Raw genomic sequence first — 26,369 nt, 5'->3', positions numbered from 1 at the left:
ATTTTATTGTTAATTATGCGATCGCTACATCCGGCGGAATGACCGTTGAAATTTCAATTCCAGTAATTGCTAGAGGATTAGCGGTTTGAGTGAGAATATCTTGAATTTGATCAACCGTAAGACTAGGATTGGCTTCTAACATCAGCGCAATTACCCCAGAAACGTAGGGTGCAGCCATTGAAGTTCCACCCATCGTTGTATAGATGATTTTGGGTACGGTAGACCAAACATCAACTCCAGGTGCAACGACGAAATTAGACGATTTAACGCCTGCGGGGTTAGAGAAATCGGCAAATTGCAGGTTATTGCTGTTGCTACTATTAACTGCACCGACCGAAATGGCAAGATCGTCTTTAGAAAAGCGAGAGGGGTAAGTAGGGAAAGTGACTAAACCTTCTGCAAAATTGGAGCGTTCGTTACCTGCGGAAATGACTACAGTAACGCCATTTGGTTTTTGTTGTTTAGCATATTCCAAGGCTGCTTTGGTTTTAGAGTATAATTCTGCGTTCTGCCATAAATCATCAGCAGATAATCCAAAACTCATATTAATCACCTTAGCTCCATTATCAACCGCATAGTAAATCCCCTTAGCAACGGTTTCATCCGAACTTTGATTACCAAGCACTCTGATCGGCATAATCTGAGAATTGAAAGCGACTCCATTAACATTCCATTGACCCTTTAAATAAGCACTATCACCATTAGCGGCGGCGGCTATCGTCCCAGCAACATGAGTCCCGTGATCAGTTTCTAATTCCTTAAAATTGGGGTTAGGGTTAGGATCATTGTCCACGAAATCATAGCCATTGACATCATCAATATAGCCATTATTATCATCATCAATTCCCCGTTGACCATTGGCTTCTTGTGAATTCACCCAAATATTATCTGCCAAATCAAAATGTTTCAAATCCACCCCGGTATCTAACACTGCCACAATTACACCCTCTCCGGTATAGCCTTGATTCCACACTTCAGGTACATTCATCACGTTAAGATCTGCAAAGTTACCATAGGTGGGAATATCCCCAGACGGCGTAGAGGTGGGATAGTCAGGATAAGGTGTCGTTTGACCTGTCGCCAGAGCAACAGCCTTGGCAGCATCAACCATTCCCCAACCATAATAGGAACTATAATTTGGAATTCCAGAAGGCTCTAAAAATTGGGGTCGGCTTGAATTGGGTGTTGCTAACAAATCTAGTGTATAACCGGTATTTCCTTCTACCTGTTGTACTCCCACAAAATAGTTTCCTGGATTCATACCCTTAAGGGTAATTTTTTCTGGAGTTGTTCCGAGTTGATCTGACCAAACAGCATTTTCAAATTCATCGAAATTACCATTCCCATTACTATCTCGAACAATCCAAATATCGGCATCCGCATTAGCACTAGAATTTAAAAAGTTAAGGTTTACCGTAATGTCACTTTGGGTTGGTAACTGAACCCGATAAATATCCAGGGTATCAAAAGGTTCAACAACATCATTAAATGTTGCCCCAGAATAGGGTGTTTCTACAGTTTTTACGGTTGTGGCGTCAGATTCTGGATTATCCGGTTGCAGGGGAGGCAAGGGTGATGTACTCAGGTTAAGATTGTAGTTCGCATCTCCCTGATATTGCCTCACCCACAAAAAGCAATCCCCCGATGCTAATAGCTGAACAATTTTTTCAGGATTGAGATCATTTTCTTGAGAGTATGCTTGTTCTGTCTCTGATATTAATCCATCAGCATTAACATCTTGATAAAGCACTAAATCAGCGTCTCCAGTTAATCCCGTTAAATCAATTTTGACTTCACTGGGGGTATTCAGCGTAAACCGATAGAAGTCATAAATATCTGAGTCACCGACAAAGTTATTGAGGGATAACGGATTAGTCAATATTCCTAAATCTATTGCTCCATTAAATACATTATTGAGATGATCTAAATTGCTATTCTCTACATTAATAAAATGACCTTTAAGTTGTGCGGGTGCAACTCCATAAATCGTTGCGATAATCTGACCCGTGATCAAGTCTTGAACAAACGTTCCTGCCTCAAAGGGTTGTAATTGAAGACTCGCTTCTGTGAATCCTCCCCGTAAGCCAATTGTGTCTTCTAGCGGGTTAAAATCTTGAATCAGATCCCCATACATTGAATTAGTTGCAGACCGTTCTAGCTGGATAACAAATAGATCAGAATTCTCCTGACCATAGAACCAATCCTGACCTAAACTCCCGACCAGAATATCCTGACCTAAGCCACCAATTAAGGTATCATCCCCTAAACCGCCATCGATATAATCATTATCTTCATCACCACGAATCCAATCATTGCCATCATTCCCGAATAAACTATCTTCGCCTTGATTCCCACTGATAATATCGGTAACGGTTGAACCGAAAACCGTATCATTTCCGTCTAAAGCTAATAATCCTTGAGGTGAAGTGATGAGCAGATCCGATGTTATTGTAACGTTATCTGAACCGAATGTTAAAGCATAGTAGCCTTCTGGAGTTGCACCAATCATAAATTACTCCTTGGGTCAGTTTTTGAATTTTGTTTTTATTAATGAGTATTTTAACTCACGGCTTTTAATAAATGATTAAACCCCCTTTAGTTAATGTCAATAAAAATAGCTTATTGCCTCTTCGATATCACCAAACTCAACAGTCAAAAATATTGACAAAAAAAGAATATAACCTCTTAAAACTTATCAAATAATCAATATTCTCTGACTTTATTAAAAATTACAACAAATTTGACGGGATAGTTTTTAAAATTTATTTACAATTTTATTAGAGCTAAAGTTAAAAAGATTTGTGGCTTTTTCAACCCTATTTTTAATCTAACATCTGGGGAAATTATCTAAAATTCCCCTAGATTTTTTTAACACCCTATTGTTTTTATACTTAGATAAATTATTTAAAAAATTTATCTAAGTAACAAGAATTGCTTTTGGTTTACCAATGGGAGCGAGTTAGAGTATGCCGATAAAATTACCTGAGCACAGGCATTAGAAGGGTAGTGAGAGTTATATTAAAACCATTTTTGACCTATTTTTTCAAGTTTTTCTGACTTTTAAGCCTTGTTTAAATGACTTTAATGGCTGTTTTCAGAGTTTAGGGTTTAGAGTTTAGAGTTTAAAGGCTAAAACCTGGAAATCAATGATTGTTCCCCAACGCTGCGCGAACAGGCTAAAAGCGAAAACCCGTTTTAACGGATTTATGCAAATCAGAATTTAGCCATCTTTAGATTTAGATCCCTCACTATATATATAGCAAGGAACACTTCGACCCTTCGACAGGCTCAGAGCATCGCAAGCTCAGTGCAAAGCAGAGAACAGGGAACACCGCAGGAAAAGAGGGACAAAAGTTTAGGTTTTAGCATCAGTCTATGTCCTAACACCCCAGGCGCGACTGCTATATGTCCACCCTCTCATTGCATAACTTTATTCAAAAATCCCATTAATTACATAACACAAGTCCTAAATCGCCCCAAACCCCTATAAGTACATAATAAATGGGGCAACTACCACAAAGTATGTAAAAAAATGTAACAAGAGCTACCATTATGCAAATAGTCGAGTTATTGTATACCTATACACAGAAAAGTTAAAACGATGTGTGCAAAACGACTGACTATTGCCATCCCCAATGGGTTGTATGAGCGATTGCAGACTGTTAAACAAGAAATCAACATATCTGGCGTGTGCCAGGAGGCTTTAAACATGGCGATTACACTCAAAGAAACCCAAACCCAAGCATTAACCTTTAACCACCAACAACTGATTGACCGCCTGAAACTGGAAAAAAAATTGTTAGTGGCGCAAATTAAAGAACAAGGTCGGAAATTAGGAATTCAATCTGCTATGACCCTTTCCTATAAAGAATTCCAACGCATTGAACGCCTCAGTCTAGGTCATGTCAGAATCGAAGCGAATTCCTTTGCGGATATGTGGAAATTATTAGCCAGTCGTCAACCTGAGCAAAACATGGAATTTCAAGGCGAAGAATTACGCGAAATGACTTCTCTGAATGAGGAAAACCAATCAATTTTTGTTGAAGGTTGGATGGAAGGCGTATTAACGGTTTGGAATCAAATTAAAGACGAACTTAATGATGTGGAAGCCGAATAAAATTCAGTGATTTAACCGAATGAATTCATTTCAATGGGCTAATCAGGATTCGACTATTCCTATTGTTAACAACTCGGATTTTTGTCAAACAACCCAGATGCTATCAACAATAACTATAGCATTTCCAGATTACTTGTAAATTATGAGATACAAGGGTAATCGATTTTTTAAATACGAAATACAGAGAATTTACAAGTCAGATCAGATTGCTATAGTTTCCCCTTTTTAACTTATTTACTAATCTGGCAAATGCCAGGAGGCTTTAATTATGGCTATTTCTCTACAAGAACAAATGACTGCAACCTTTGATTCTGAATCCTTAGTTCAACGCTTACGCGAAGACAAAAAAACCATAGAAGAACAAGTTCAAGAACAAGGTTTTAATTTTGGGGTTAAATCGGCGAGTAGTTTATCTTATCAAGAATTTCACCGCATTGCAAATCTGAATGTTGCCGGGATTAATATTGACTCAGACGCATTTGCCGAATTGTGGGATTTTTTAGATCATCACCACTATCAAAATCCAAATCGTTTAGAATCGGGTGAATTGAGTCATTTATTACCCGATGATGAGGAAAATAAATTAACATTTGTTAAAAGTTGGATGGCAGGAGTTTTATCGGTTTGGCATGAAATTAAAAATAAAGTTGATAGTGAAGATGAAGAATAATTGACTGCTAAATTTTAAGAAAGCCCTGAAGGGCTTACTACGGTGTAGTGAGTCCTTTAGGACTCTAAGAAAGCCCTGAAGGGCTTACTACGGTTCGATTAATTGAGCGATCGCTACATCCGGTGAAATGATTGATTATAGTTGCCCATTTTCCACAATATATTCTGCTATTTTATGGACTGAAGTGCTAATTTGGGGAACGTTAGCCGTGTTATTATCAATCGCAGTAATAATATATTTTTCTCCATTAATTTGAGCCGCCACGGTTGTGCCAATAACTCTGGAATTTTGACCCGTTTTTTCTCCTAACCATTGAGTTTTTGGTAATCCTTGTAAACCTGCATAACCAATTACCCGATCATATTGACGATTTAACGCATCAATTAAGACTTGAGAAGAGGGATGTTCATAATTATAAACCTCTACCATCATTTCCGTGAGTTCATTACTGGTTAATCGATTTCGTCCTTTCCCCGGTCGCCAAGGCATAATATGATCTCCCATTAATTTAAAATTAACTTTCGTGAATTTATAGCCTTCAGCTTCTAAAAATTTATTAATATAATCTGAACCTAAATAATCAATTAATTGGTTTGTTGCAATATTACTACTGTGATCAATCATAACTCCCATTAACTCTTTTAAAGAGTAAGATTGACGAGCTTGAATAGATGAAGCATCTTCTGTAAAGTTTCCTCCCGCAACCAGAACTTTTTGCTCTAAACTAATTTTTTCCTCGGCTGTTTTATGTAAAAGCGCGATCGCAACGGGAACTTTAATTAAACTAGCAGGACTTGCTGGGGGTTCATTTCCCCGTAAATTAACGCAGTCTCGTTTTAAGGTACAAACCGTCAGCATGGCTTGACGAGTTAACCCGCTTTCTTGACGAATTTGTTCTAATATTTTTGCCCGTGCATCTAATAATTTATCGGTGATTTTAGATAAGCTGGATTCGTATTCTTTAATTTTGTTAGAAGTTTGACCTGCTAATAAAGAATGAGGGGGAATTTCTTGTAAATTATTAATTGCTTTTTCCCACAGATCTTGTACTTGTTTTCGCTGTTGAGGAGAAGGATCATTAGGATTAGCAACTTTTTGAGCTTGGGTTGCTAAATGAATTGCTTGTTTCCAACTATCTTCAGCCCGTTCTTCAACTAAGATTTGAACTTCAACGGTTTTTAGTTTTTGTAATAATATTTCATTGGGTTCAAATTCCAGGGGATCAGCAAATAAAGAGTTAAAAAAGTTAGGTTCGGGTCGATCTTTGGGAGGTGTTTCTAACTCTTGAATTAAGCGATCTCGTAATATTATTAATTCTTTTAAGGAACGAGCCCCATACAATTCTGAAGCGGTTCCCAATGAAGGGAGTGCTTGAGTCAGTCCCAGACCCACAATCAGTGTCATACTACCTGTTACTGTTATAGCCCAACGCCAGACTTGACGCATTCTTAAACTCCTCACACACAAGCTTCATTGGTTTACAGACGGTTTAGATAACATCTCGACCTCAGCAAAGACCTCTCTTTGCCCAGTTTCTTAAACAGATGAGATCCGAATTTAGATTACCATGATTATTATCAAAATTAAATCCTTAGAGCCATGAGTTAAATGAGTTGAGAACATTATTTCAGAAATCGACAAAAGCTTAAATCATGGTAAAGACTCCCCCCAGGGCTGTTTCATTCTGGAGACAGATTCCTCTATGACCTCTCCCCCAACCCCTCCCCTGCAAGGGGAGAGGAGAAGAATTCTTAATATTAAATACCTATCTAGTTTAAAAGTATTAATTACTCCCCCTTCCCTTGAAGGGAAGGGGGTTGGGGGGTTAGGTCACAGAGGTTTATGGGAAAGAATGAAACAGCCCTGGATCGCTAATATTATTACAGCTTTAGAAAATTTTAGTCTCATTAAAAAGGAATGTTGAATCAAACTAAACCAGAATTAAGACGTTTACTGATAAAACAACGTCGTTCACTGTTAAAAGAAGACTGGAAAGAAAAAAGTGAAAACTTGTGCCAAAATTTAAAACAGCACTCACTTTTTCAACAATCCAAAACTATTTTATCTTATTTCAGTTTTCGTCAAGAACCCGATTTAAGTTTATTATGGAGTAACACCCCTAAAACCTGGGGATTTCCCCGTTGTTTTGAACAATCTTTAACGTGGCATTGTTGGCAACCCGGAGATACTTATGAGATGAATCGTTATGGTATTCTTGAACCTCATATTAACTTACCGAAACTCAAACCCGGTGAAGTTGACTTAATCTTAGTTCCATCCGTTGCTTGTGATGCTCAAGGATATCGGTTAGGATACGGAGGCGGATTTTATGACCGAATGTTGAGTTTACCCGAATGGAATTCTATTCCCACGGTTGGAATTATTTTTGATTCTGCTTATCTTCCTCAATTACCAATTGATTCTTGGGATCAACCGTTAAATGCAGTTTGTACAGAATCTAATTTTTTTGATTTAAGAGTTTAAAATGATTGATCAATTGCCTAAATTTAACCTCAATAATAAAACCCTAAAAACAGTTATTATTTATATTATTTTGGGAATAATTGCTGTCTTAATGTTATTTCCTTTGGTGTGGTTAGTGAGTACCGCGTTTAAATCTCCCAGTGAGAATATCTTTCAATTTTCCCCGCAATTAATCCCCAGTCAACCGACGTTTCAGAATTTTATTACCGTCTGGGAAGCGAATCCTTTTGGCCGATATTTATTGAATAGTCTAATTGTGGCCACCTTAACAGTGAGTTTAAATTTATTGTTTTGTTCCTTAGCAGCTTATCCCTTAGCCAGATTAAACTTTAAAGGTAGAGATGGAATTTTTACGGCTATTATTGCCACAATTATGATTCCCTTTCAAATTGTGATGATTCCGTTATATGTGTTAACGGTGCAGTTAGAATTAAGGAATACTTATTTAGGAATTATTTTCCCCAGTATTGCTTCTGCCTTTGGAATTTTTCTCTTAAGACAAGCGTTTCAAAGCGTCCCCAAAGAACTAGAAGAAGCCGCTAGAATTGATGGTTGTTCAGAATTAGGGATTTGGTGGAATGTGATGATTCCCGCCGTTAAACCTGCTTTAATTACGTTAGCAATTTTTGTATTTATTGGGTCTTGGAGTGACTTCCTCTGGCCGTTATTAATATTAGATCAACCCGATTATTATACCATGCCTTTAGGAGTAGCAACTTTAGCCGGAACATTTTCCTTAGACTGGCGATTAATTGCGGCGGGTTCGGTCATTTCCATTGCACCTGTTTTGCTATTATTTTTAATTTTACAACGCTATATTGTGCCAACAGATGCGGGGTCAGGGGTAAAAGGCTAATTAATATTTATTAGCGACAAGTTAACGCCGCTTTAGGATAAGCAATGCGTTTGTGATTCACTTGTTCCCAAACCCGGACAAAAACCTCGGCGATTTTACTCATTTCTTCTCGCGTTAAACCCGAATCTATTAATTGATTATCTTGCCATCGAGCTTTTAAAATTTTATTCACCATATTTAACGCTTCTTCATGGCTGGCATCTTTAAGCGATCGCAAGGCAGCCTCACAAGAATCTGCTAACATGACAATACCCGTTTCCCTTGATTGGGGAATGGGCCCATCATAGCGAAAATCCGTTTCATTCACGACTAACTGAGGATTTTCTTTCGCTTGTTGTTGCGCTTGATAATAAAAATAAGCAATCTGCATATTGCCTTGATGTTCAGGAATAAACGCTTGAATTGCTTTGGGTAAACGATATTTTTTCGCCATTACTAACCCTTCGCTGACGTGTTTTTTAATAATTCTGGTACTTTCCCAAGGGTCATTAATCGTATCATGTTTATTAGGCCCCCCCATTTGATTTTCTATAAATCCTAACGGGTCGTGCATTTTTCCAATATCATGATAAAGGGTTCCGGTTCTGACTAATTCCACATTACAGCCTAATTCTTGTGCTGCTGCTTCTGCTAAATTAGCCACAAACATTGTATGTTGAAAAGTGCCTGGTGCTTCCATAGCTAATCGTTTTAATAACGGTCGATTGGGGTTCGCTAATTCGGCTAATCGAATCGGAGTAATTAAATCAAATAAATGTTCTAAATAGGGACTCAAACCCAAGGCGACAATACTCCAAGCAATCCCTTCTAATACTTGTAACCCCACAATTTTAAGCAACACATACCAAATTGATCCCGCCGTTGCACTTGCCATTAAATTTAGAATTAAATACACTGCACCTTGAGCCGCGCCAACTCCTAATCCCAATAACGCTAACTCTTCTCGACAGCGAGATTGTCCCGCTAACAAACTGCCCACCAGTCCCCCCGCCGCACTCGCTAATAAATGGACGTTATCAATTTCCATCCCAATCGGTAACAAAATTGAAAGCAAACCCACCACTGTAGCACCCACAGCAGACCCATAAAAACTACCCACTAATAACCCCACTGCGGGTAAATTAATCAGGGGTAATTTTAATAAAATAATAATCGGCGTACTTAACGTTAGCAATAATAATAGCAACCGATCTCGACGACGTAAACCTCGATGAAATTTCCATTCAACGACTAAAACCACTCCAACTCCAGCACTCACTAATCCCACAAGACTCATTAATCCTTTGGAGTTAATTCCCCGTTCACTTAAACCAAAATAATCCAGGAGAACAAAATCCTGTTGAGTAATTTTTTCCCCTTTAAAAACAATGATCTCTCCTTTATTAATATTCACCATCACAGGTTCAATTTGTTGGGCAACTAACTCCGCTCGATGACGAGTTGCTAGAGGATCTTTAACCAAATTTGCTTTTAAAACTTCAGTAAATAAATGGGTAGCAAACAATTGACTGTCTGAAGGAATCGTATTTTTGACTTGAATCTCAATCGCTTGTCTAAGAATTTCATCGGGTAAGCCGGGAGCGATGCCTTGAGCCAACATTTCCTGACTAATTTGATTAATTCCTTTTTGAGTTTGCAACCAAGTTGTATGAGGCCATTCAAAAAAAGATTCCGTGTAGAAAATTTCTTGCTCAATAGACCCTTCTTGAGAAAACGCATTTAAAGCTTTCGCATAACGCCAACGAGCTTGCGTGATGTCAGAGACCAATTGCGAAAATTCAACGGGAGTCGTTCGACGACGATAGGATTTTAATTGGATTAAGCTTTGTTGGCGAATCGCCTCTAAAGTTGCTTGTTGCCAATCTGCAAATTTTGTAGCCGTCTTTTTATTAGGACTTTTACGTTGAATTGTCGAAGGAATTTGCACACTCACTTGTTCAACTTGAGCCAATAAATCCTGCCATTCCCGTTCTGGACAGTGCCTTAAATAACGTTGAACTTCAGTCGATAAAATCCCTTTATCCACAAAAGGAAAGGGTTGCGAAATCTTGCGGATATAGGTTCCCTGTTCCAATACCTTGTGAATCCTTTGATGAATCTCTTGATTAACAGATAGGTCAATCACTAATACGGGAATAGCACCAATTTCTGCGGCTTTGCGCTTCTCATCGGTTGTTTTAAGATCGGGAACACTGGCGTCCCACGGTGCCTTAATCGTTTCCGGTGCAACCCGACCCACATCGAGTTTCGGTTGGTTGTAAAACCGTACTCCCATAACACTGGTTAAGGAAACAACGGCTACGAGAAAAAAGGTGGGACTACTCATGGAACCAGGACTTTTGTTAATGTTTCTGCGTTGGTATCGAGGCCACGAGGGAGTCCTATCACTGGAGAGGGAAGTGGGTATTTTTGTTTGGGAAGGCTTGGCACAAGGCAAGGGGGGATGAGCGCGGCTACAAAGCCGTTCAATCTGTTGCGTCAGAGCATGGAGCGTATTCATCTGCATTGAAGCTAGATCAAGGGTTTAGCAGCCGTGTCATCTTCATTCTATAGTATTGCTTGAAATTTTTAAGGAACGCTTATCGTTAGGCGGTTTCAGCACCGATCTCTCCGGCTGAACATAATTTATCCTTGTATTCTCATTTGGGTTGGGGTGGCAACGGCTGATTGTGCGAAAGTCTTACAAGCGGGATGAGAAGGAATGGGATGATACACCCCTGACCAAACCGCGAATAAGTGATGAGCTAACTGTAGCAATTCAGTCTCATAATTGTTGAATTCTACAGAATTATTTTCAATCTTTGGGTCAGTTTGGGAAAATAACGGTTTCTCTGAAAATGCTAAACGCCATCGGGTAGGAATTCCCATTAAGCCTTGATAGGCACCGGATAAGGCTCCACTTAGGGTCACAGTGAGTTCGGGGTGATATCCTGTTTGTAGCGATCGCAAAACCGTTAAAGAATAATCTTCGGGAGTGGTCAGAAAACAATAGAGGCTCAAAGCTAAAGCGATCCAGTTTTCAGAATCGAAGGTAGCAGAACTAGCTTTTGCCGCTTGAGTCAATTGACGAACTGCCGTTTCTAAACTAGCTCTGTGTTCCAATAAAGTTTGAACCTGTTCTAATTTAGCCGTTAAAGCTGTTTTTGGCTGTAATCGGGGTAAAAGGTTAGGAATCAGCCGATGAAGGTCTGGGTGGGGTGTGAGCATCTGGGCGATCACTGTGGCCATCAGTCCTATCCCATCCTGAATTTCAGCCACCCCTTCTAATTCCTTCCAGTCTAAGGGTTGTAACGCCCTCAAATTGTCATGAAAGAACAACCCTAGGGGTAAGCCGACTAAAGCTACTTCACTAGCAGACTTAAACAAAGGTTTGGTTTGGGTTTGTACCCTTTTGCCATAATCAACCGCATCGAAGCCTTGATATTGAATTAAGCTTTGGGTGAGTTGGGAAATTAATCTTCCTGCATTCCCAGATGAACGAGGAGATAGCGCCCCAGACAGAGGTTTTTGAAGATGTCCAACTTCTGTTTTGAGCAGAGATATCATCGGTTGTAGAGATGGATCATCCTCAAGTTCCATCGCTGGTTTACCCGGTGAAACGGAGCCATAGGTTAACCAACATTGACCTAATTCATAAGCGAGGACTCCTCCGAGAATCGCCCCCTGAAATTGGCTGCATAATGAATCTTTCTTCATGGAACCGATTCTCAGGCTTTTTGCCCCTTCAAATGATGAACTAAAGCCTGTAGTCCCAGACGGTAACTTTCTGCGCCAAATCCACTAATTTGCCCAATCGCCACTGATGAGATAAAAGAATGATGCCGGAACGCTTCTCGACGATAAATATTGCTCAGATGTACCTCAACGGTCGGAATTCCCACCCCTGAAATCGCATCTCGAATGGCAATGCTTGTGTGAGTATACGCTCCAGCATTAATTAATAAACCTTGGTGTTGCCCGAATGCGGAGTGTATTGCATCCACCAAAGCTCCTTCGTGGTTAGACTGAAGCATCGAAAGTTGAACCTCAAGCAACTGTGCTTCCTGCTCCAACATTCGATTAATTCCGTCTAACGTTGTTTTCCCGTAGATTTCGGGTTCGCGCTGACCCAACAAATTCAAATTAGGGCCATGCAGTACCAAAAGACTTAGCAACGGAGTAACCTGATAAAATGTTAAATCAACTAAACTACCTTCGACGAAGGGGTTCATCTACTGGTACAGGAATCGGCTCCGCTTCCGGTTGAGCCGCAGGGCCTAATAAGGCATCAATTAGCTCACGCGCCCATTCTTTTAGTTTTTCCAGTATTCTCTCAATGTATTCCATTGAACAAATGGCTCCTCGTTGTAAACTGGCTACGCAACTTGACCGCAGGTTTAAAATTAACCGAAGTTTAAGCCAAGCTAGGCATATAGCTCAAAACTCAGCCTTGCTATGGGTTAGCAAGTTTTATACAGAACAGATATCTCTGAGATATTTTTTATTTTATTATGTTACCTCCCGCTCAAAATTCTACAAAAATTTTGGGAATTTTTAAGCGTTTGCTAACATGACAGTCTTAGAGCAATCTAAGGAATTTAGAGAATTTTACAGCTTAACTCATCTCCTAGAGCAATTGCATTTAGGATGAATTGAAACAAGGTTTAATGATGATAACCGATGTTATACAGGCTGGCTCAACTAGAATTTGAGATAGGCTGCACTAATTACATCTTACCAATTTTTACAAGTTGTGATTAGGTTTTGAATTAAAGTTTACCGCTTTCATCATAACAAATCTTTACAAATTTACGCAAGGGGTTTTCAGAGTTGACGGTTGATTGTTGATGAGCGGGGGTAGGCGTAGCACGACTTTCCTTTTCTCCCTAACTCAGATGGCGACGCAGAAGGTCAAGGGCGCTACTGGCACTCCCCCGGCGTATCCAGTCCCGACCCCGGGTTTGACCGAAACGACATTCCAAACTTTCGACCTGGCCGTTGGGTGTTGCTAAACCGATATACACCAGTCCGACGGGTTTTGTAGCTGTCCCTCCTCCTGGCCCCGCAATCCCTGTAATACTTAAACCCCAATTCGTCTTTAATAGGGTTTTCACCCCCAAGGCCATTTGTTGGGCGACGATGGAACTAACGGCCCCCTGTTGAGTTAAATCATCAAGGTTAACCCCTAGCACAGAGGTTTTCACGGCATTACCATAAGCAATCACACCCCCAAGAAAATAGTCAGAACTGCCGGGAATTTGGGTTAGCATTTGTCCTAACCCTCCTCCTGTGCAAGATTCTGCAACACTTAATGTGGCTCGACTTTTTTGTAATAACGCCCCAACTACTGAAGCTAAGGTATCCTCATCTGCTCCATAACAATCGAGCCCCGCAATTTCTCGCAGTTGGGTTTCAACGGGGGTAATTAATTGTTGAGCAAGTTCTTGAGACTCTGCCCGGGCAGAAATTCTTAATTTCACCTCTCCATGATTCGCATAGGGGGCAACAGTTGGATTTTTCATCTCTAAAAAAGGCGCAACTTTTTCTGCTAAAGTTGATTCTGCTATTCCCCAAAATTTTAACGTTCGACTTTGAATAATTCCTTGACACCAACCGTTATTTTTAAGATAGGGAATTGCCACATCTCGCCACATTTGATAAAGTTCAGCCGGAACACCGGGAAAGGTTAAAATGGTCAGGTTATCTCCCCTGGGTTTCCAGATAATTCCTGGTGCAGTTCCCGTTAAATTGGTTAGAATTTCTGCCCCTTCAGGAATTAACGCTTGTTTACGATTACTCGCAGACATTACCCGTCCCCGTTGAGTAAATTTTTGAGTAATATCTTCAATAATTTCCGGTTTTTCTATTAATGGAGATCCAAAAAAATCTGCTATTGTTTCTACGGTTAAATCATCGGGAGTTGGCCCCAATCCTCCGGTAAAAATTAATAATTGAGAGCGTTTAGAGGCAATCTCAATCACTTTTTTCAGACGTTCTGGATTATCTCCCACAACCGTTTGATAATAATGGGGAATTCCTAATTGAGCTAATTGTTGACCTAAAAATTGAGCATTACTATTGAGAATATCACCCAAAAGCAATTCCGTACCGACACAAATAATTTCAGCAACCATAAGATCAATGAGAGTCAGTTATTGTAAATTAAAGATAGAAGCTACTTCAGAAGTTACTACAATCTGGCTCGTTTTAAGGCTTGCCAACTGGTATAACCTAATAATCCGGTTGCACCCAAGGCATAAGCTAAACCACTGGGTATTCCTGAAAAAGCGAGTGCTAAACTGCCCACCCAAAGCGTAAGAGAATAGATAAATAATACCGTTCTGCGTTGAGATAAACCTGCATCTAATAGTCGATGATGGAGATGGCGTTTATCCGCAATAAAAGGTGATTTACCATTACGAATCCGATCTAAAATAACGGCAGACATATCTAAAATCGGAACCGCTAAAATTAAATAGGGAAGAACAACAGAGGTAACAGCCGTTATTTTGACTAAACCAATGACCCCCACTCCAGCGAGGGTAAATCCCATAAAATAGGCACCCCCATCCCCCATAAAAATCTGAGCCGGATTAAAATTATATCGCAGAAATCCTAATGCACTTCCAGCTAACGCTGCCGCAATTAAAGCCGCAGCCGGTTGATTCATAAATAAACTAACAATTAACATGACAACGGCAGCAATTCCACAAACACCTGCCGCCAATCCATCTAAACCATCAATCCAATTAATCGCATTCGTCATCCCCACTAACCAAATAATTGTAATGGGTAGACTCAACCATCCAATATGAAATAAACCCAAATAAGGGATGGTTAAAAAGTCGATACGGACACCAACCCACCAAGCCAGACTCGCAACTCCTGTTTGCAAAATCAGGCGAGTTAGGGGAGATAAACTGAACAAATCATCCGCTAAACCAATCAGAAAAAAGGCAATGCCACCGATAGTCACGCCCCAAATTTCATATTCAGCTTCTGAACTTAAGGGTTTACCTGTGGCATCAATAAAGCCACCAGATATCCAAACAAATAATAGAGCAATTAAGGCTCCAGCAAAGATGGAAACGCCGCCTAAGCGAACCATCGGTTGTTGATGAACTTTGCGATCATTGGGTAAATCAACCTGTCCTGAACGGATGGCGATTTTCTTAACAATCGGGGTACTCCAGATGACAACTAGAGCCGAAATAATAAAAGCAAGGAGGTGGTACAGATGGTGGGGCATCTGAGGTTATAGGTGCAAAATGTTCTTCAAGTGTCAGCCAGAGTTTACTACATTTGGGATCGTTTCTTGCAAGAAATATCGAAATTGGGTCACAAGAAATTGGAAAAACCTACGATTAGATCCCTCGGTGTTATAGAGAGACGCGCCGTGGCACGTCTCTACAATTATTCACACTACCCAACCTTTAGGCTAAAGCCGGAACTTTAACACTGAGATGGGGATAAAGCGGAAAGCGATCGCATAAATTAGCAACCCGTTGACGGCAAGCCTCTTTAATGGTTTCATCATCGGGGTTCAGCAGTCGGTCTGCAATAATATTACCAATCTCAATAAATTCCGTTTCTCCCATTCCCCGTGTGGTCATAGCCGGAGAACCGAGTCTTAACCCACTGGTGACAAAGGGAGATTCAGGATCAAAGGGAACGGTATTTTTATTAGCAGTAATATTAACATCACTGACCAGTGCATCCGCCCGTTTTCCCGTCATGCTCACGGAACGTAAATCCACTAACATCAGATGGTTATCCGTGCCATTGGAAACAATTTTTAACCCTCGGTTTTGTAACTGAGTGGCTAAGGCTTTGGCATTGGCAATCACTTGAGCCGAATAGGTGGTAAATTCTGGTTTGAGTGCTTCGCCAAAAGCAACGGCTTTTCCGGCAATGACGTGTTCTAAGGGGCCACCTTGGGAACCCGGAAATACAGCTTTATCCAATTTTTTGCCCAGTTCAGGGTCTCGTGTTAAGATTAACCCCCCTCTTGGCCCTCTTAAGGTTTTGTGGGTCGTTGTTGTCACTACATCACAGTAGGGGATGGGGTTAGGATGATGACCCGTTGCCACTAACCCGGCAATATGAGCAATATCAGCCATTAAATAAGCACCGACTTCATCGGCAATGGCACGGAATTTCTCAAAATTGATAATTCGGGGATAGGCAGAATACCCACAAATCATCATTTGGGGTTTATGCTGTTTGGCTAATTCTAAAATTTGGTCATAATCGAGTTGTTCAGTTTCGGGGCTAACGCCATAGTGACAAACTTTAAACCATTTACCCGAAACGTTGACCGGGGAACCATGGGTTAAATGCCCGCCATGAGATAAGTCCATTCCCATGATGGTGTCACCCGGTTTGAGCATGGCTAAAAACACGGCAAAGTTGGCTTGAGCACCGGAATGGGGCTGAACATTGGCACTAGCTGCCCCGAACAGTTGTTTAGCGCGTTCAATGGCTAACTGTTCGACACCATCAACAAATTCGCAACCTCCGTAATAGCGTTTTTTAGGTAATCCCTCTGCGTATTTGTTGGTTAGAACAGACCCTTGAGCAGCCATGACGGCGGCGGAGGTAAAGTTTTCACTTGCAATTAATTCTAGGTGATCCCGTTGGCGACAAAGTTCATGCTGAATCAGATCAGCAATGACCGGATCAGTTTCAGATAAGATTTCTAAGTTAGTCTGACTCACAATAAAATTCCTCTTAATGAAACAAAAACAGAATGCTATTGCACCTAATCAGGGGTTTCAATAGCGTATTTTACCCAGAATCTTCAATAATAACTTTCTTTGCTGAACCCTTCTAGTCCTTGACTCCCTAACCGCAACGCCCTAAAATCTTCGCCCGTTTTGTTAAATTGTAAGTCATTTAGCTGAATAGGCTGGAACTCTTGACTTACAATGGATACAGAGAAATGGCATCTGTCGGAGGAACCATTATGCTAGTCATCTTGATGGATAACCAGGTACTTGCTTCTCAACAGGTTTGTCAAGGGTGTTTGCTGGCTGATCAAAGCGGTCAACCTCGTTGGAGAGGCGGTCAGCTTTGTTGTGGTCATTTGGTGCGCCCCTCCATCGACAATCAACCCAGTCAGTATGATTGTCAAATGGGTTTCCGCATGGCCAACATTCAATGATAGAACTGCTGACTATTAACTGACAACTGACACCGAATATCTGGGACTACGCTATCCTGAGTTTAAGACACACTCAGGAGAACTGGTTATGACTTGGCGCGGGACGACGACAGTACGCGATCGCATTTTTGCGGCTTTACCTTATCTACTGCCTTTAATGGATGGGTTGCCCTTTGGACGCTTTTTATTTCAACAGTTTCCGATTTTACAACTGATTACATTGCCTGTTATTCCCTTGATGACGCTTTATCAAATTGTTCCTTTTGCGGGATTTATTGTGTTCATAGCGTTATATATGCTAGTAGTTCGGAATGAAAATATTCCTCATTTCATTCGATTCAATACAATGCAGGCAATTTTGATTGACATTGTTATCATTTTATGTACGTTAATCTTCCAAGTATTAGGCAATGTTCTTTTGCAAGGATTTGTTGGTCAAACTCTCTACAATATGATCTTTCTAGGACTTTTAGCTGCATTTTTCTATTCTATAATTCAGTGCTTTTTAGGAAAATATGCAGAAATTCCTACCCTTTCTGATGCGGTTTATATGCAAGTTCGTTAAGGTTTCTAGGGGCGGGGTCTTCCTGCCCAAATTTCTGTATTTCACCGACAATACCTGATATAATCAAAGATCCTTGCTTCTAATCCAGAAGCCTTGTTGTCCAGAAGGAGCATAACAGCATGAAACCTTTTGTTTACGAAACGATGTATATCCTGCGTCCCGATCTCAACGATGAACAAGTTGAGCAGTCTATTGCCAAATATGAAAATATTCTGCGGGAACAGGGTGGACAGAATATTGAAATTCAAAATCGGGGTAAACGTCGTCTAGCTTATGATATTGCTAAACATCGGGAAGGGATTTACGTCCAGATGAATTATGAAGGCCCTGGAAGTCAAATCGCTGTCCTAGAAAGAGCAATGCGGATCAGTGATGACGTTATTCGTTATCTAACCATTAAGGAAGAAGTTGCTCCAGCGATCGCCGAAACCCCAGAACCTGAACTTCAAGAAGCCTAAGTAGAGAAGAGCAAAAGATCCCCCCTAACCCCCCCCCTAAAAAAAAGGAGGGAACAGGAGAGGCAAGTCCCCTTTTCTAGGGGGATTTAGGGGGATCTGGGCTGTAATCATGGGTTTTCGGCTGAAGTTGACACTGATACCCACACCCTACCCCCGCTTCATTACTATTGCGAATTTGGGGAAGGAAGAGTATTTTAAGAACAAATATACAGAATAAATTTATAGGAGCCGTCAGTTACCGTGAGCCAAGCCAAAAGTCAAACGCCACAGGAATTAAACGCTGAAGTTGCTCGTTTAAACGAAGAGCTACAAATGCGAGATCAGTTGATTCAACAGTTATCTCAAGAACTGTTCCGTTTGGTTAAAGGGGATGCTAATTTATTACCGGCCCCGGACGTGTCTGAACGGCATCAAGTCCAAATGGTCGCTTTACGAGAACAACTGCAAGAGATGGAACAGCAGGTTAAGTTTTATCAAGAACAAATTGCTGAACGGGATACAGAAGTTTATCAACTGAGACAGTCGGTTCAGGAGTTAACAGATCGTTCCCGGATGTTGGAACAAGTCGTTCAAGAGTTACCCGGAGTTTACCGTCAGAAGTTCTCAGAGCGTCTGAATGAAGTGATGGAAAAAGTGGAATTACTTCAACGTGAAAATAAACAACTTAATGCTGAGTTACAAAGCGTTAGCTATCGTTTAGCTCAAAAAAGTCGTCGTCCGAGTGGGTTGGATCTACCCAGTTTTCAAAATCGAGGTGGGGGTTCTGTTGAGGTTCCCACTTTTGGTAACGCTTGATTATTAATGGGATTTCAAACAAAATATCAAATCTTAAAAATTAAGAGGTTATTCTAACTCAAGAATAACCTTTTAACTTGATAGTCAGTAAAGAATTGCCCAAAGTATAGTGCTAATATGAAATCCTGAAATCGATGCTACAGATTATTATCCTAAACCTTTGTAGAGACGTGCCATGGCACGTCTCTACAGCGACTAGATGCGTAGCAAACATTTAATAATTTCATATAATTTTTAAGGGAACAGGCAACAGGCAACAGGCAACAGTAAGAATTAAAAGGATTTTAGGATTTAGATAAGTTATTTTCTGCCTCTATAGCATAAAAATTTGGCGGTTAATAATCCCGTAACCAAAGTGAAAGCTACACTCAATAAAAAGGCAAATATCCCCGGATGAGTGAATATTTTAGATGGGGATTGATTAGAATCAATCAAAGGTCTTTCAACATAACCAGAAAAAGTTGATGCTGCTATTCCTCCTACACCTAAGCTGACTCCTAATATTGCAATTGTTTTTTCTAACGAGCGATCAATTTCCGCTTGTTCAATTTCAACTAATCCGCGAATCGTATTAATTAATTCTGAAAATAAATTTTGACCTGGTATTAAATAACCTAAATCAACGTTAATTTGTTCTATAAACTTATTTTTAGTGCGGGTTTCAAATCTTTTAAAAAAGGGTAAATTATCCTCTAATATCAGAAGTTCATACAGTTGATTTAGATAATATTGATAATTTTTAAGATTCGTTTCTATTGTATTTAAGTGGAGCTTTATGTGTTGAATATACTCACCATATTCACAGGAAGACTGAGGAATTAAAATCAACTCCTGTTTTAAAAATTCCAGTTTTTCAGTTAAGTCTTGAGGTAATTTCTTGAGATTCTCTACTTTGGGTAATAATTGTTTATATAGATCCTTGGCTTGTTGATAACACCAACGAGCTTGAGTATAACTATACAGAATTTTATTTCGACAACACAACAAATTAACTAACAATTCATAATAATTCCCCTGTTCTTCTAACATTTGGGTTTGTGGGGAACAATTAAACCAAATTAACAAATGAATCTGACGAGAGAGGTTATATTCTCCCGTATTATATTCAAAAATCGGACTTCCAAACAACTCTCCTACCAAGGGAGAATTTGCTAACAACCGTTGTGCGTCTGAACTGGGAAATAACGCCTCAACACAAGCATTGGCAAAATCTTGATAATGATCTGATTCTGAAAGTAAAGGTTCTGCAAATAATATTAACGTTTGTCCTAAATCCGATTGAATATTATCGGGTAATAAACAATAATTAGGGTTTAAAAAATAGTTAAATTCAGACAGATTAACAACGGCTTCAGGACGACGAAAGGTAATATCAATGGCGTAGGTATCATGAATTTGTAGCGGATAGACTTCGCCTTTAAGTTGGGGTTTAAGCTGTTAAGCATCTAAATAGGGTATAATGAAAAACCAAGTTTAGAAAAATCAATCAAAAGATGCCTGCTAAAAATCATTTAAATGAAAAGCAAGTAGAGAAACTACAGAAAAGATTGAAAGAGGAAGAAAATGGACAAATCCGAGAAAGAATCTTGATTTTATTATTGCTAAATGATGGTAAAAAGCAAAGTGAAATTGCCAAGTTTTTGGGCTGCTCATTAAACAAAGTATGTTATTGGTGTGTACATGGAGACCCTGACAAATTAGAAAGCCTAAAAGATGAAAGAATGAAAGGAAATTATAGAAAAGCCACAGACAAATATATAGAGATATTATTAGAAACAGTAGAAAAAGAACCGGAAGAATTAGGATATGAATTTGGGAGATGGACAGGAGAAAGATTGGCAACTTATTTAGAACAAATCACAGGAATCAAATTAAGTAGTTCACAAGTGAGAAAGATATTAAAGGAAAAAAAGTATGTTTATTTGTGGGCAAAGTATAGCTTAGAAGAGAAAAGAGATCCAGAAAAAAGAAAATTATTTAAAGATAAAATAGAAGAATATTTGAAAATAGCAAAAGAAAGTCCAGAACAATTACAGGTATGGTTTTGGGATGAAAGTGGATTTAATTTAAGAGTGATAAAAAGAAAGAATTGGTGTAAAAAAGGGAAGAGGAAACAGATTAGAGGAGACAGGAGGAAAGGAAGAGTTAATGTGATGGGAGGATTGAGGTACTCGGATAAAAAAAGATTTGTAGAATTTCTGGATAAAGGAAATGCAGATAATTTTTATCAAGTGTTAAAAAGTTTTTATCAAGAGCTAATTTATGAATGGGTATTAGCGGGAAATCAAGCAGAAGAATTTGTAGAAAAAGGAGCTAAGATCCTGATTATTCTTGACAATGCAAGTTTTCACAAAAAAGAAGAGTACCTAGAAAAAATTAAAGCAGAAATGCCGAATGTCTATTTAGAATTTCTTCCAGCATATAGTCCAGATTATAATTTAATTGAATTAGTCTGGCATTCAGCTAAAGAATATATAGCTCATCGACTCTTTAAATCAGTTGATGAGCTAGAGTGTTTATTACATCAGCTTTTAAATGAAGGACAGTTATCTATTAAATGGGGACGTAAACTTAAAAACAAAGGTAATGCTATAATCACAGTTTAAATACACAACAGCTTACTCTAATGCAATATAGGATTAATTATATCAAATTTAGGGTTGATTTTGTAAACCCATCCCAAGAAACCGGGTTTCTGGAGGAAACCGGGTTTCTGTACTGTTATACTAGGAGAAACATCTTATAGCGCAGGATATGATAATTGAGGTAAAATCACGATGACATACCTAGAAGAAATTACGATTAAAGTTCCAGTTGATATTGCTGAACGTTACCGTCAGGCTAACGAACAAGAAAAAAAACAGATAGAAACTAGAATTGCTTTTTTATTGAAAAGTCAAACGTTATCCCGAAAAGTGGCTATTAATAAATTACGACAAACAATGAGCGAAATTGGTCAAAAAGCCGTTGTAAAAGGATTAACCCCAGAGATTTTAGAAGATCTTTTAAAGGATGATGAAGGATAACCTATTTATTTTTGATGCAAATATTATTATCAGTGCAGTTTTACTACCTGAAAGTAAGCCAGATTTAGCTATCCGTAAGGCTCAAAATTTAGGCAATATTTTAATGTCTCCTGAAATTTGGGCTGAATTAGAACAAGTTTTATCCCGACCAAAATTTGATCGATATATTTCTTCGGAAGATAGGAGCAAGTTTTTACAAGATTTTTTCGATACAGTTATTCTTGTTATGGAGGTGACAGAAAAAATTCAAGAATGCCGTGATCCCAAGGATAATAAATATTTGGAGTTAGCTGTTAATGGTCAAGCTGATTATCTCATAACTGGAGATGCAGATTTATTAGTTTTAAACCCATTTCGAGGAAAACCTGTAATCACCGTATCTGATTTTTTAAACTTAAAATTAGTTTAATTAAAAGTCTTAATTAACTTCTGTTAAACCATTAAATTTTACCGATCGCACAAAATGCAGCCCAATAATAGGGAGAAGCAAACGGTTTTTCATGATCCTTGATTTCCTTCAAAGACTGACGCAACTGCATTTTATTCCCCGGATCAATCCAAGCTAATAAGTCCACTTTAGTCGCATTTCTTAACCAGTTTTGAGCATGATTTAACGCGATCGCAACTTCCTCACCCTCCCGCAATAATTGATAAAATCGAATTATTAAAATAGCCGTAGAAATATCACTCACAGACCAAAGAGAACTGACAACATTAGTCGAACCCGCCACTAAAAACCCACTGGGTAAACCAATATATTCATCACTATTAGATTGAAAATCAATTAACCCTGTTTCACAGGCGGCGTTGTTCGGTTTCGATATCTCGACGCAGGCGGTCGAGTTCATCGAGGACGGTTTGGGGAATATCGCCTTTGGGGTAAAGGTCACGGGTTGCTAATAGTTCAACGAGGTTACGGGTTTTGCTGCGTTCAACATATTCTATGGCGGCGGTATAGTTTTTCAGTTCGATGCAAACTTCTACCATTGCTTGATAAAGTTTTTGCCATTTTTCCGCTAATTTCTGTTTATCTGCATCTCCCCCTTTAACAATTCCTGCCCGTATTTCTTCGAGGGTTTCAATAGCATTATAAAAAGTATCATAAGCGAATTGCCATTGTTGAGATGCTCGATAAGCCAGTCCTAAATTAAATGAGGTTTCTAAATAATTGTAAGGAAATGCTTCACGGGTTCTAACTTCTAAAGCAGCTTGATAGGCTGCGATAGCCTGTTCAATATTATCAGCTTTTTCCCCTTTTATTCTATCAGAATAGGCATTAGCCAGATTATTTTTAGTGTCTGCCCATTGTTGAGGAAATGTTGCACGGGTATAAATTTCTAAAGCGTCTTGGTAGAATGCGATAGCCTGTTCAATATTATTAGCTTTTTCCCCTTTGATTCGATCCTGATAAGCAGCAGCCAGATTATTTTGACTCCTTGCCCAATCTTCAGGAAAAGCTTCACGGGTATAAATTTCTAAAGCATCTTGGTAGAAGGCGATAGCCTGTTCAATATTATCGGTTTTTTCCCCTTTGATTCGATTCCAATAGGCAGCAGCCAGATTACTTTGACTCCTTGCCCAATCTTCGGGAAAAGCTTTACGGGTATAAATTTCTAAAGCATCTTGGTAGAAGGCGATAGCCTGTTCAATATTATCGGTTTTTTCCCCTTTGATTCGATTAAGATAGGCACCAGCTAAATTATTTTGAGTGCTTGCCCAATCTTCAGGCAAAGCTGCACGGGTTCTAATTTTTAAAGCAGCTTGATAGGCTGCGATCGCCTGTTCAATATTATCGGCTTTTTCTCCTTTGATTCGATTACAATAGGCAGCAGCCAGATTATTTTGAGCCGTTGCCCATTGTTCAGTAAATGCTGCACGGCTTAAAATTTCTAATGCAGCTTGAAAGGATGCAATCGCCTGTTCAATATTATCGGCTTTTTCTCCTTTTATTCGATCCTTATAGGCGGTAGCCAGATTTATTTGAGTCATTGCCCATTGTTCAGGAAATGCTGCACGGCTTAAAATTTCTAATGCAGCTTGATAGGCTGCGATAGTAATCTCTAAATTGTTCTTTATGCTTCCCAGGGGAAACTGTTGAATTAAACCACCAAAATTGACAATAGCTACTGCAATGTTGCTGGCTTCTTCTAAGGTAACTTGTTTAAATCGATCTGTTGCCCAGTTTGTTAAAATATCTGCTAAATTTTCATCAAGTTTATCGAGATTTTTGGCAAGTAGGGGATAAATAATTTGAGGATTACCATCACTATCTGCTACTGCTTGCAACACATTCAAAAGAAAATCAAGCTGAGGATCACTTTGAGAAATAGAACTCGATGAACGACTTGCTAAAATCTTCTCTAACTCCTGCACTTTGTTTCGACTATAATCAGCCCATTCTTGATTATTTAATTCTGTATAAAGTCTTAACGCTTCTGTATAAAGTCTTAACGCTTCCCGATAATTAACAACAGCATCGTTCACATACTTCGACGTTACCCCTAACATATAATAAGTATTCGCTTCATTCGTCGGTTGTCTTTCAGTTAACCCTTGGACAACTTGCAAAGCAGAATTATAATAATCCCAAGCTGGGCTATAATTGTCCAATTGATAATATAAATTTCCTAATTGATACAGAAGGGAATACTCACCAAACCTATCCTGACCTTCTCGCAGTCGGGTTAACCGTTTTTCCAAAACAGAAACTAACTTATCAAAATGTTCTGTTGGTTGATATAATTTCTCTAAATATTCTGATGCTCTAATAACCCATGCTTTATTCTGCTCTTGTTGTTCATAAATTGCGATCGCTCTTTCAAAATATGGAATTGAATCTGAGGATTGACTTAAAGTATAATAAATCAACCCTAACATATAATTTAAGTTACCTTGATTATAAGGATTATCTAAACTCGGTTCTAAATTCAATGCTTCTTTAAAACGATCAATTGCTAACGGATATTGTTTTAAATTAAAATAAATATCTCCCAAACTATACAGGACTGAATATTCCGTTAATATATCTTGACTTTCTTGTATTCGGGTTAACCGCTTTTCTAAAATAGCAACTAACTTCTCAAAATTATTTGTTTGTTTATATAATTTCTCTAAATAATCTGATGATTTAATAACCCATTCCTTTCTCTGTTGTTGCTCATAAACCGCAATCGCTTTTTCAAAATGTGGGATTGACTCTAAAGATTGATTCAAATTATAATAAGTCAACCCTAACATATAATTTAAGTTACCGTGATTATAAGGATTATCTAAACTCGGTTCTAAATTTAATGCTTCTTTAAAACGCTCAATTGCTAACGAATATTCTTTTAAATCAAAATAAACACTTGCCAAATTATACAAGGTTGAATATTCTGTTAAAAAATCCTGTTTTTCTTGCAGTAACTTTAACTTTTCTTGATAATAGTCAATTGTACTTTCTAATTGATTTAACTGTTTATATCCTTTAATAATCCAATCTAAAATTTCTGGCTGTTCCTGGGGACGCTGCAACCGTTGAATCACTCCTAACCGTTGTTTAAAATAGTCGATAGCAGTTTCGATTTGTCCCAGTCGCCAAGTTTCACAAGTTAACCATCGTAAAGCCGTATTTTCCATTTCCCCATCAGACAAACGCCGAGAAATATCTAACATTTCCCGATGACATTCTATTGCTAATTCATCCTGATTTTGCCAATAATATACTTTTCCTAAACTCTGCAACACCGAGGATAAATTTTGTTGATTATTGGCTAACTTGACAATTTCTAATAAACTCTGATAATATTGAATTGCTGACTCAAACTGTTGATTATTTAGCAATTCATTCCCAACTTTATCGAGATAATCCCAAGATTGCTGAGTATAGGGCGTATTTTCAAATTGACTCAATAACTTATAAGCTAAACGATAGGCTAGGATGGCTTGGTCTTGTTGTTGTAGGGAAACATAACATTGACCTAAACAGAATTGAGATATCGCCTGTAACCAGATATTCTGTTGAAGTAAAGAGCGTTGATAACAAGCATTATAGGATGCGATCGCATCTTCAAAATAACCTAAATTTTGCCAACAATTCCCGATTCTATACCAAACATCAACCCGATTAGAATCAGCTTCTAAGGCATAAATGAAACAACGTAAAGCCTTTTTGAACTTACCAGCATTCTGGAACTTAATTCCTGTATTAATCCCGATTAGGATTAGCAAAGGATTAGGCCGTTGAGTCGGAGATTCCTGGGAACTATTAGTCATCA

General features: G+C 38.9%; 23 protein-coding genes. 11 read left to right on the top strand and 12 right to left on the bottom strand.

Going from position 1 to position 26,369, the window contains the following annotated elements:
- Positions 1 to 13 precede the first annotated feature (13 nt).
- Positions 14 to 2,509: a S8 family serine peptidase gene (locus NMK36_RS10120; RefSeq protein ID WP_302184656.1), complete on the bottom strand. Its 2,496-nt coding sequence runs from the start codon at positions 2,507 to 2,509 to the stop codon at positions 14 to 16.
- Positions 2,510 to 3,709: 1,200 nt separating this feature from the next.
- Here NMK36_RS10120 and NMK36_RS10105 point away from each other — a divergent pair.
- The gene (locus NMK36_RS10105) at positions 3,710 to 4,117 is read left to right on the top strand and encodes a hypothetical protein (RefSeq protein WP_072722148.1); all 408 of its coding nucleotides are present in this window, start codon (positions 3,710 to 3,712) and stop codon (positions 4,115 to 4,117) included.
- A gap of 268 nt (positions 4,118 to 4,385) precedes the next feature.
- Positions 4,386 to 4,787, top strand: a complete 402-nt coding sequence (locus NMK36_RS10100; protein ID WP_254173659.1) for a hypothetical protein — start codon at positions 4,386 to 4,388, stop codon at positions 4,785 to 4,787.
- A 135-nt stretch (positions 4,788 to 4,922) separates the two neighbouring features.
- Here the strand turns inward: NMK36_RS10100 and NMK36_RS10095 are convergent, their stop codons facing one another.
- Positions 4,923 to 6,233: a serine hydrolase gene (locus NMK36_RS10095; RefSeq protein WP_254173658.1), complete on the bottom strand. Its 1,311-nt coding sequence runs from the start codon at positions 6,231 to 6,233 to the stop codon at positions 4,923 to 4,925.
- A 471-nt stretch (positions 6,234 to 6,704) separates the two neighbouring features.
- Between NMK36_RS10095 and NMK36_RS10090 the strand changes: the two genes are divergently transcribed.
- Entirely contained in the window at positions 6,705 to 7,271 is a 567-nt protein-coding gene (locus tag NMK36_RS10090) for a 5-formyltetrahydrofolate cyclo-ligase (protein WP_254173657.1), read from the top strand.
- Between the two features lies 1 nt (position 7,272).
- Positions 7,273 to 8,127, top strand: a complete 855-nt coding sequence (locus tag NMK36_RS10085; RefSeq protein WP_072722152.1) for a carbohydrate ABC transporter permease — start codon at positions 7,273 to 7,275, stop codon at positions 8,125 to 8,127.
- Positions 8,128 to 8,137: 10 nt separating this feature from the next.
- Here the strand turns inward: NMK36_RS10085 and NMK36_RS10080 are convergent, their stop codons facing one another.
- From NMK36_RS10080 to glyA, 7 genes are all read right to left on the bottom strand, one after another.
- The gene (locus NMK36_RS10080) at positions 8,138 to 10,627 is read right to left on the bottom strand and encodes an HD family phosphohydrolase (RefSeq protein WP_072722349.1); all 2,490 of its coding nucleotides are present in this window, start codon (positions 10,625 to 10,627) and stop codon (positions 8,138 to 8,140) included.
- Positions 10,628 to 10,752: 125 nt separating this feature from the next.
- Positions 10,753 to 11,823 carry an ADP-ribosylglycohydrolase family protein gene (locus NMK36_RS10075; RefSeq protein WP_072722153.1) on the bottom strand — a complete coding sequence of 357 codons (1,071 nt, stop codon included), beginning with the start codon at positions 11,821 to 11,823 and terminating at the stop codon, positions 10,753 to 10,755.
- An 11-nt stretch (positions 11,824 to 11,834) separates the two neighbouring features.
- The gene (gene aroQ / locus NMK36_RS10070) at positions 11,835 to 12,338 is read right to left on the bottom strand and encodes a type II 3-dehydroquinate dehydratase (RefSeq protein WP_072722154.1); all 504 of its coding nucleotides are present in this window, start codon (positions 12,336 to 12,338) and stop codon (positions 11,835 to 11,837) included.
- Positions 12,316 to 12,453, bottom strand: coding sequence for a hypothetical protein (locus NMK36_RS10065; protein WP_186440459.1), 138 nt, complete (start codon positions 12,451 to 12,453; stop codon positions 12,316 to 12,318). Before NMK36_RS10065 ends, aroQ begins: the two co-directional genes overlap by 23 nt.
- A gap of 539 nt (positions 12,454 to 12,992) precedes the next feature.
- Complete coding sequence (locus NMK36_RS10060; protein ID WP_254173656.1) at positions 12,993 to 14,240, bottom strand: competence/damage-inducible protein A; 1,248 nt, start codon at positions 14,238 to 14,240, stop codon at positions 12,993 to 12,995.
- Between the two features lie 56 nt (positions 14,241 to 14,296).
- Positions 14,297 to 15,355 carry a glycosyltransferase family 4 protein gene (locus NMK36_RS10055; RefSeq protein WP_072722156.1) on the bottom strand — a complete coding sequence of 353 codons (1,059 nt, stop codon included), beginning with the start codon at positions 15,353 to 15,355 and terminating at the stop codon, positions 14,297 to 14,299.
- Between the two features lie 184 nt (positions 15,356 to 15,539).
- Complete coding sequence (glyA, locus tag NMK36_RS10050) at positions 15,540 to 16,823, bottom strand: serine hydroxymethyltransferase (protein ID WP_072722157.1); 1,284 nt, start codon at positions 16,821 to 16,823, stop codon at positions 15,540 to 15,542.
- Between the two features lie 248 nt (positions 16,824 to 17,071).
- Between glyA and NMK36_RS10045 the strand changes: the two genes are divergently transcribed.
- The 4 genes from NMK36_RS10045 to NMK36_RS10030 all read left to right on the top strand — a co-directional run bounded on the left by NMK36_RS10045 (position 17,072) and on the right by NMK36_RS10030 (position 19,087).
- The gene (locus NMK36_RS10045; protein ID WP_072722350.1) at positions 17,072 to 17,269 is read left to right on the top strand and encodes a hypothetical protein; all 198 of its coding nucleotides are present in this window, start codon (positions 17,072 to 17,074) and stop codon (positions 17,267 to 17,269) included.
- Positions 17,270 to 17,357: 88 nt separating this feature from the next.
- Positions 17,358 to 17,834 (top strand): Tic20 family protein, encoded by a 477-nt coding sequence (locus tag NMK36_RS10040; RefSeq protein WP_072722158.1) that lies wholly within the window; start codon positions 17,358 to 17,360, stop codon positions 17,832 to 17,834.
- Positions 17,835 to 17,953: 119 nt separating this feature from the next.
- Positions 17,954 to 18,292: a 30S ribosomal protein S6 gene (rpsF, locus tag NMK36_RS10035; RefSeq protein ID WP_072722159.1), complete on the top strand. Its 339-nt coding sequence runs from the start codon at positions 17,954 to 17,956 to the stop codon at positions 18,290 to 18,292.
- 240 nt (positions 18,293 to 18,532) lie between these two features.
- On the top strand, positions 18,533 to 19,087 hold the full coding sequence (locus NMK36_RS10030) for an Npun_F5560 family protein (RefSeq protein WP_072722160.1): 555 nt from the start codon (positions 18,533 to 18,535) through the stop codon (positions 19,085 to 19,087).
- A 300-nt stretch (positions 19,088 to 19,387) separates the two neighbouring features.
- Here NMK36_RS10030 and NMK36_RS10025 read toward each other — a convergent pair whose 3' ends face one another.
- The gene (locus tag NMK36_RS10025) at positions 19,388 to 20,227 is read right to left on the bottom strand and encodes a hypothetical protein (RefSeq protein ID WP_254173655.1); all 840 of its coding nucleotides are present in this window, start codon (positions 20,225 to 20,227) and stop codon (positions 19,388 to 19,390) included.
- Positions 20,228 to 20,580: 353 nt separating this feature from the next.
- On the opposite strand from NMK36_RS10025, the gene NMK36_RS10020 reads away from it, so the two are divergent.
- The 3 genes from NMK36_RS10020 (at position 20,581) to NMK36_RS10010 (ending at position 22,522) form a co-directional block, all read left to right on the top strand.
- The gene (locus NMK36_RS10020; protein ID WP_254172743.1) at positions 20,581 to 21,693 is read left to right on the top strand and encodes an IS630 family transposase; all 1,113 of its coding nucleotides are present in this window, start codon (positions 20,581 to 20,583) and stop codon (positions 21,691 to 21,693) included.
- Positions 21,694 to 21,864: 171 nt separating this feature from the next.
- The gene (locus NMK36_RS10015) at positions 21,865 to 22,113 is read left to right on the top strand and encodes a hypothetical protein (protein WP_072722163.1); all 249 of its coding nucleotides are present in this window, start codon (positions 21,865 to 21,867) and stop codon (positions 22,111 to 22,113) included.
- The gene (locus tag NMK36_RS10010; RefSeq protein ID WP_072722164.1) at positions 22,100 to 22,522 is read left to right on the top strand and encodes a putative toxin-antitoxin system toxin component, PIN family; all 423 of its coding nucleotides are present in this window, start codon (positions 22,100 to 22,102) and stop codon (positions 22,520 to 22,522) included. Before NMK36_RS10015 ends, NMK36_RS10010 begins: the two co-directional genes overlap by 14 nt.
- 31 nt (positions 22,523 to 22,553) lie before the next feature.
- Here NMK36_RS10010 and NMK36_RS10005 read toward each other — a convergent pair whose 3' ends face one another.
- Positions 22,554 to 22,961, bottom strand: coding sequence for a CHAT domain-containing protein (locus NMK36_RS10005; protein ID WP_254173654.1), 408 nt, complete (start codon positions 22,959 to 22,961; stop codon positions 22,554 to 22,556).
- Positions 22,909 to 26,367, bottom strand: coding sequence for a tetratricopeptide repeat protein (locus NMK36_RS10000; RefSeq protein WP_254173653.1), 3,459 nt, complete (start codon positions 26,365 to 26,367; stop codon positions 22,909 to 22,911). The genes NMK36_RS10005 and NMK36_RS10000 overlap by 53 nt, the downstream gene beginning before the upstream one ends.
- Between the last annotated feature and the right edge of the window lie 2 nt (positions 26,368 to 26,369).

It is taken from the genome of Planktothrix pseudagardhii (assembly GCF_904830925.1).
GTDB lineage: Bacteria > Cyanobacteriota > Cyanobacteriia > Cyanobacteriales > Microcoleaceae > Planktothrix > Planktothrix tepida.
Note: the sequence above shows the minus strand (reverse complement) of the source record. Positions and strands in the feature narration are given on the sequence as shown.

Coding starts and splice junctions, on each gene's coding strand:
- NMK36_RS10065 (WP_186440459.1), bottom strand. CDS start 12,453: ATGGAATACATTGAGAGAATACTGGAAAAACTAAAAGAATGGGCGCGT.
- NMK36_RS10055 (WP_072722156.1), bottom strand. CDS start 15,355: ATGCCCCACCATCTGTACCACCTCCTTGCTTTTATTATTTCGGCTCTA.
- NMK36_RS10000 (WP_254173653.1), bottom strand. CDS start 26,367: ATGACTAATAGTTCCCAGGAATCTCCGACTCAACGGCCTAATCCTTTG.
- aroQ (WP_072722154.1), bottom strand. CDS start 12,338: ATGAACCCCTTCGTCGAAGGTAGTTTAGTTGATTTAACATTTTATCAG.
- NMK36_RS10085 (WP_072722152.1), top strand. CDS start 7,273: ATGATTGATCAATTGCCTAAATTTAACCTCAATAATAAAACCCTAAAA.
- NMK36_RS10020 (WP_254172743.1), top strand. CDS start 20,581: ATGCCTGCTAAAAATCATTTAAATGAAAAGCAAGTAGAGAAACTACAG.
- NMK36_RS10005 (WP_254173654.1), bottom strand. CDS start 22,961: ATGAACTCGACCGCCTGCGTCGAGATATCGAAACCGAACAACGCCGCC.
- NMK36_RS10080 (WP_072722349.1), bottom strand. CDS start 10,627: ATGAATACGCTCCATGCTCTGACGCAACAGATTGAACGGCTTTGTAGC.
- NMK36_RS10075 (WP_072722153.1), bottom strand. CDS start 11,823: ATGAAGAAAGATTCATTATGCAGCCAATTTCAGGGGGCGATTCTCGGA.
- NMK36_RS10010 (WP_072722164.1), top strand. CDS start 22,100: ATGATGAAGGATAACCTATTTATTTTTGATGCAAATATTATTATCAGT.
- NMK36_RS10105 (WP_072722148.1), top strand. CDS start 3,710: ATGGCGATTACACTCAAAGAAACCCAAACCCAAGCATTAACCTTTAAC.
- NMK36_RS10090 (WP_254173657.1), top strand. CDS start 6,705: ATGTTGAATCAAACTAAACCAGAATTAAGACGTTTACTGATAAAACAA.
- rpsF (WP_072722159.1), top strand. CDS start 17,954: ATGAAACCTTTTGTTTACGAAACGATGTATATCCTGCGTCCCGATCTC.
- NMK36_RS10060 (WP_254173656.1), bottom strand. CDS start 14,240: ATGGTTGCTGAAATTATTTGTGTCGGTACGGAATTGCTTTTGGGTGAT.
- NMK36_RS10095 (WP_254173658.1), bottom strand. CDS start 6,233: ATGCGTCAAGTCTGGCGTTGGGCTATAACAGTAACAGGTAGTATGACA.
- NMK36_RS10040 (WP_072722158.1), top strand. CDS start 17,358: ATGACTTGGCGCGGGACGACGACAGTACGCGATCGCATTTTTGCGGCT.
- NMK36_RS10100 (WP_254173659.1), top strand. CDS start 4,386: ATGGCTATTTCTCTACAAGAACAAATGACTGCAACCTTTGATTCTGAA.
- NMK36_RS10120 (WP_302184656.1), bottom strand. CDS start 2,509: ATGATTGGTGCAACTCCAGAAGGCTACTATGCTTTAACATTCGGTTCA.
- NMK36_RS10045 (WP_072722350.1), top strand. CDS start 17,072: ATGCTAGTCATCTTGATGGATAACCAGGTACTTGCTTCTCAACAGGTT.
- NMK36_RS10015 (WP_072722163.1), top strand. CDS start 21,865: ATGACATACCTAGAAGAAATTACGATTAAAGTTCCAGTTGATATTGCT.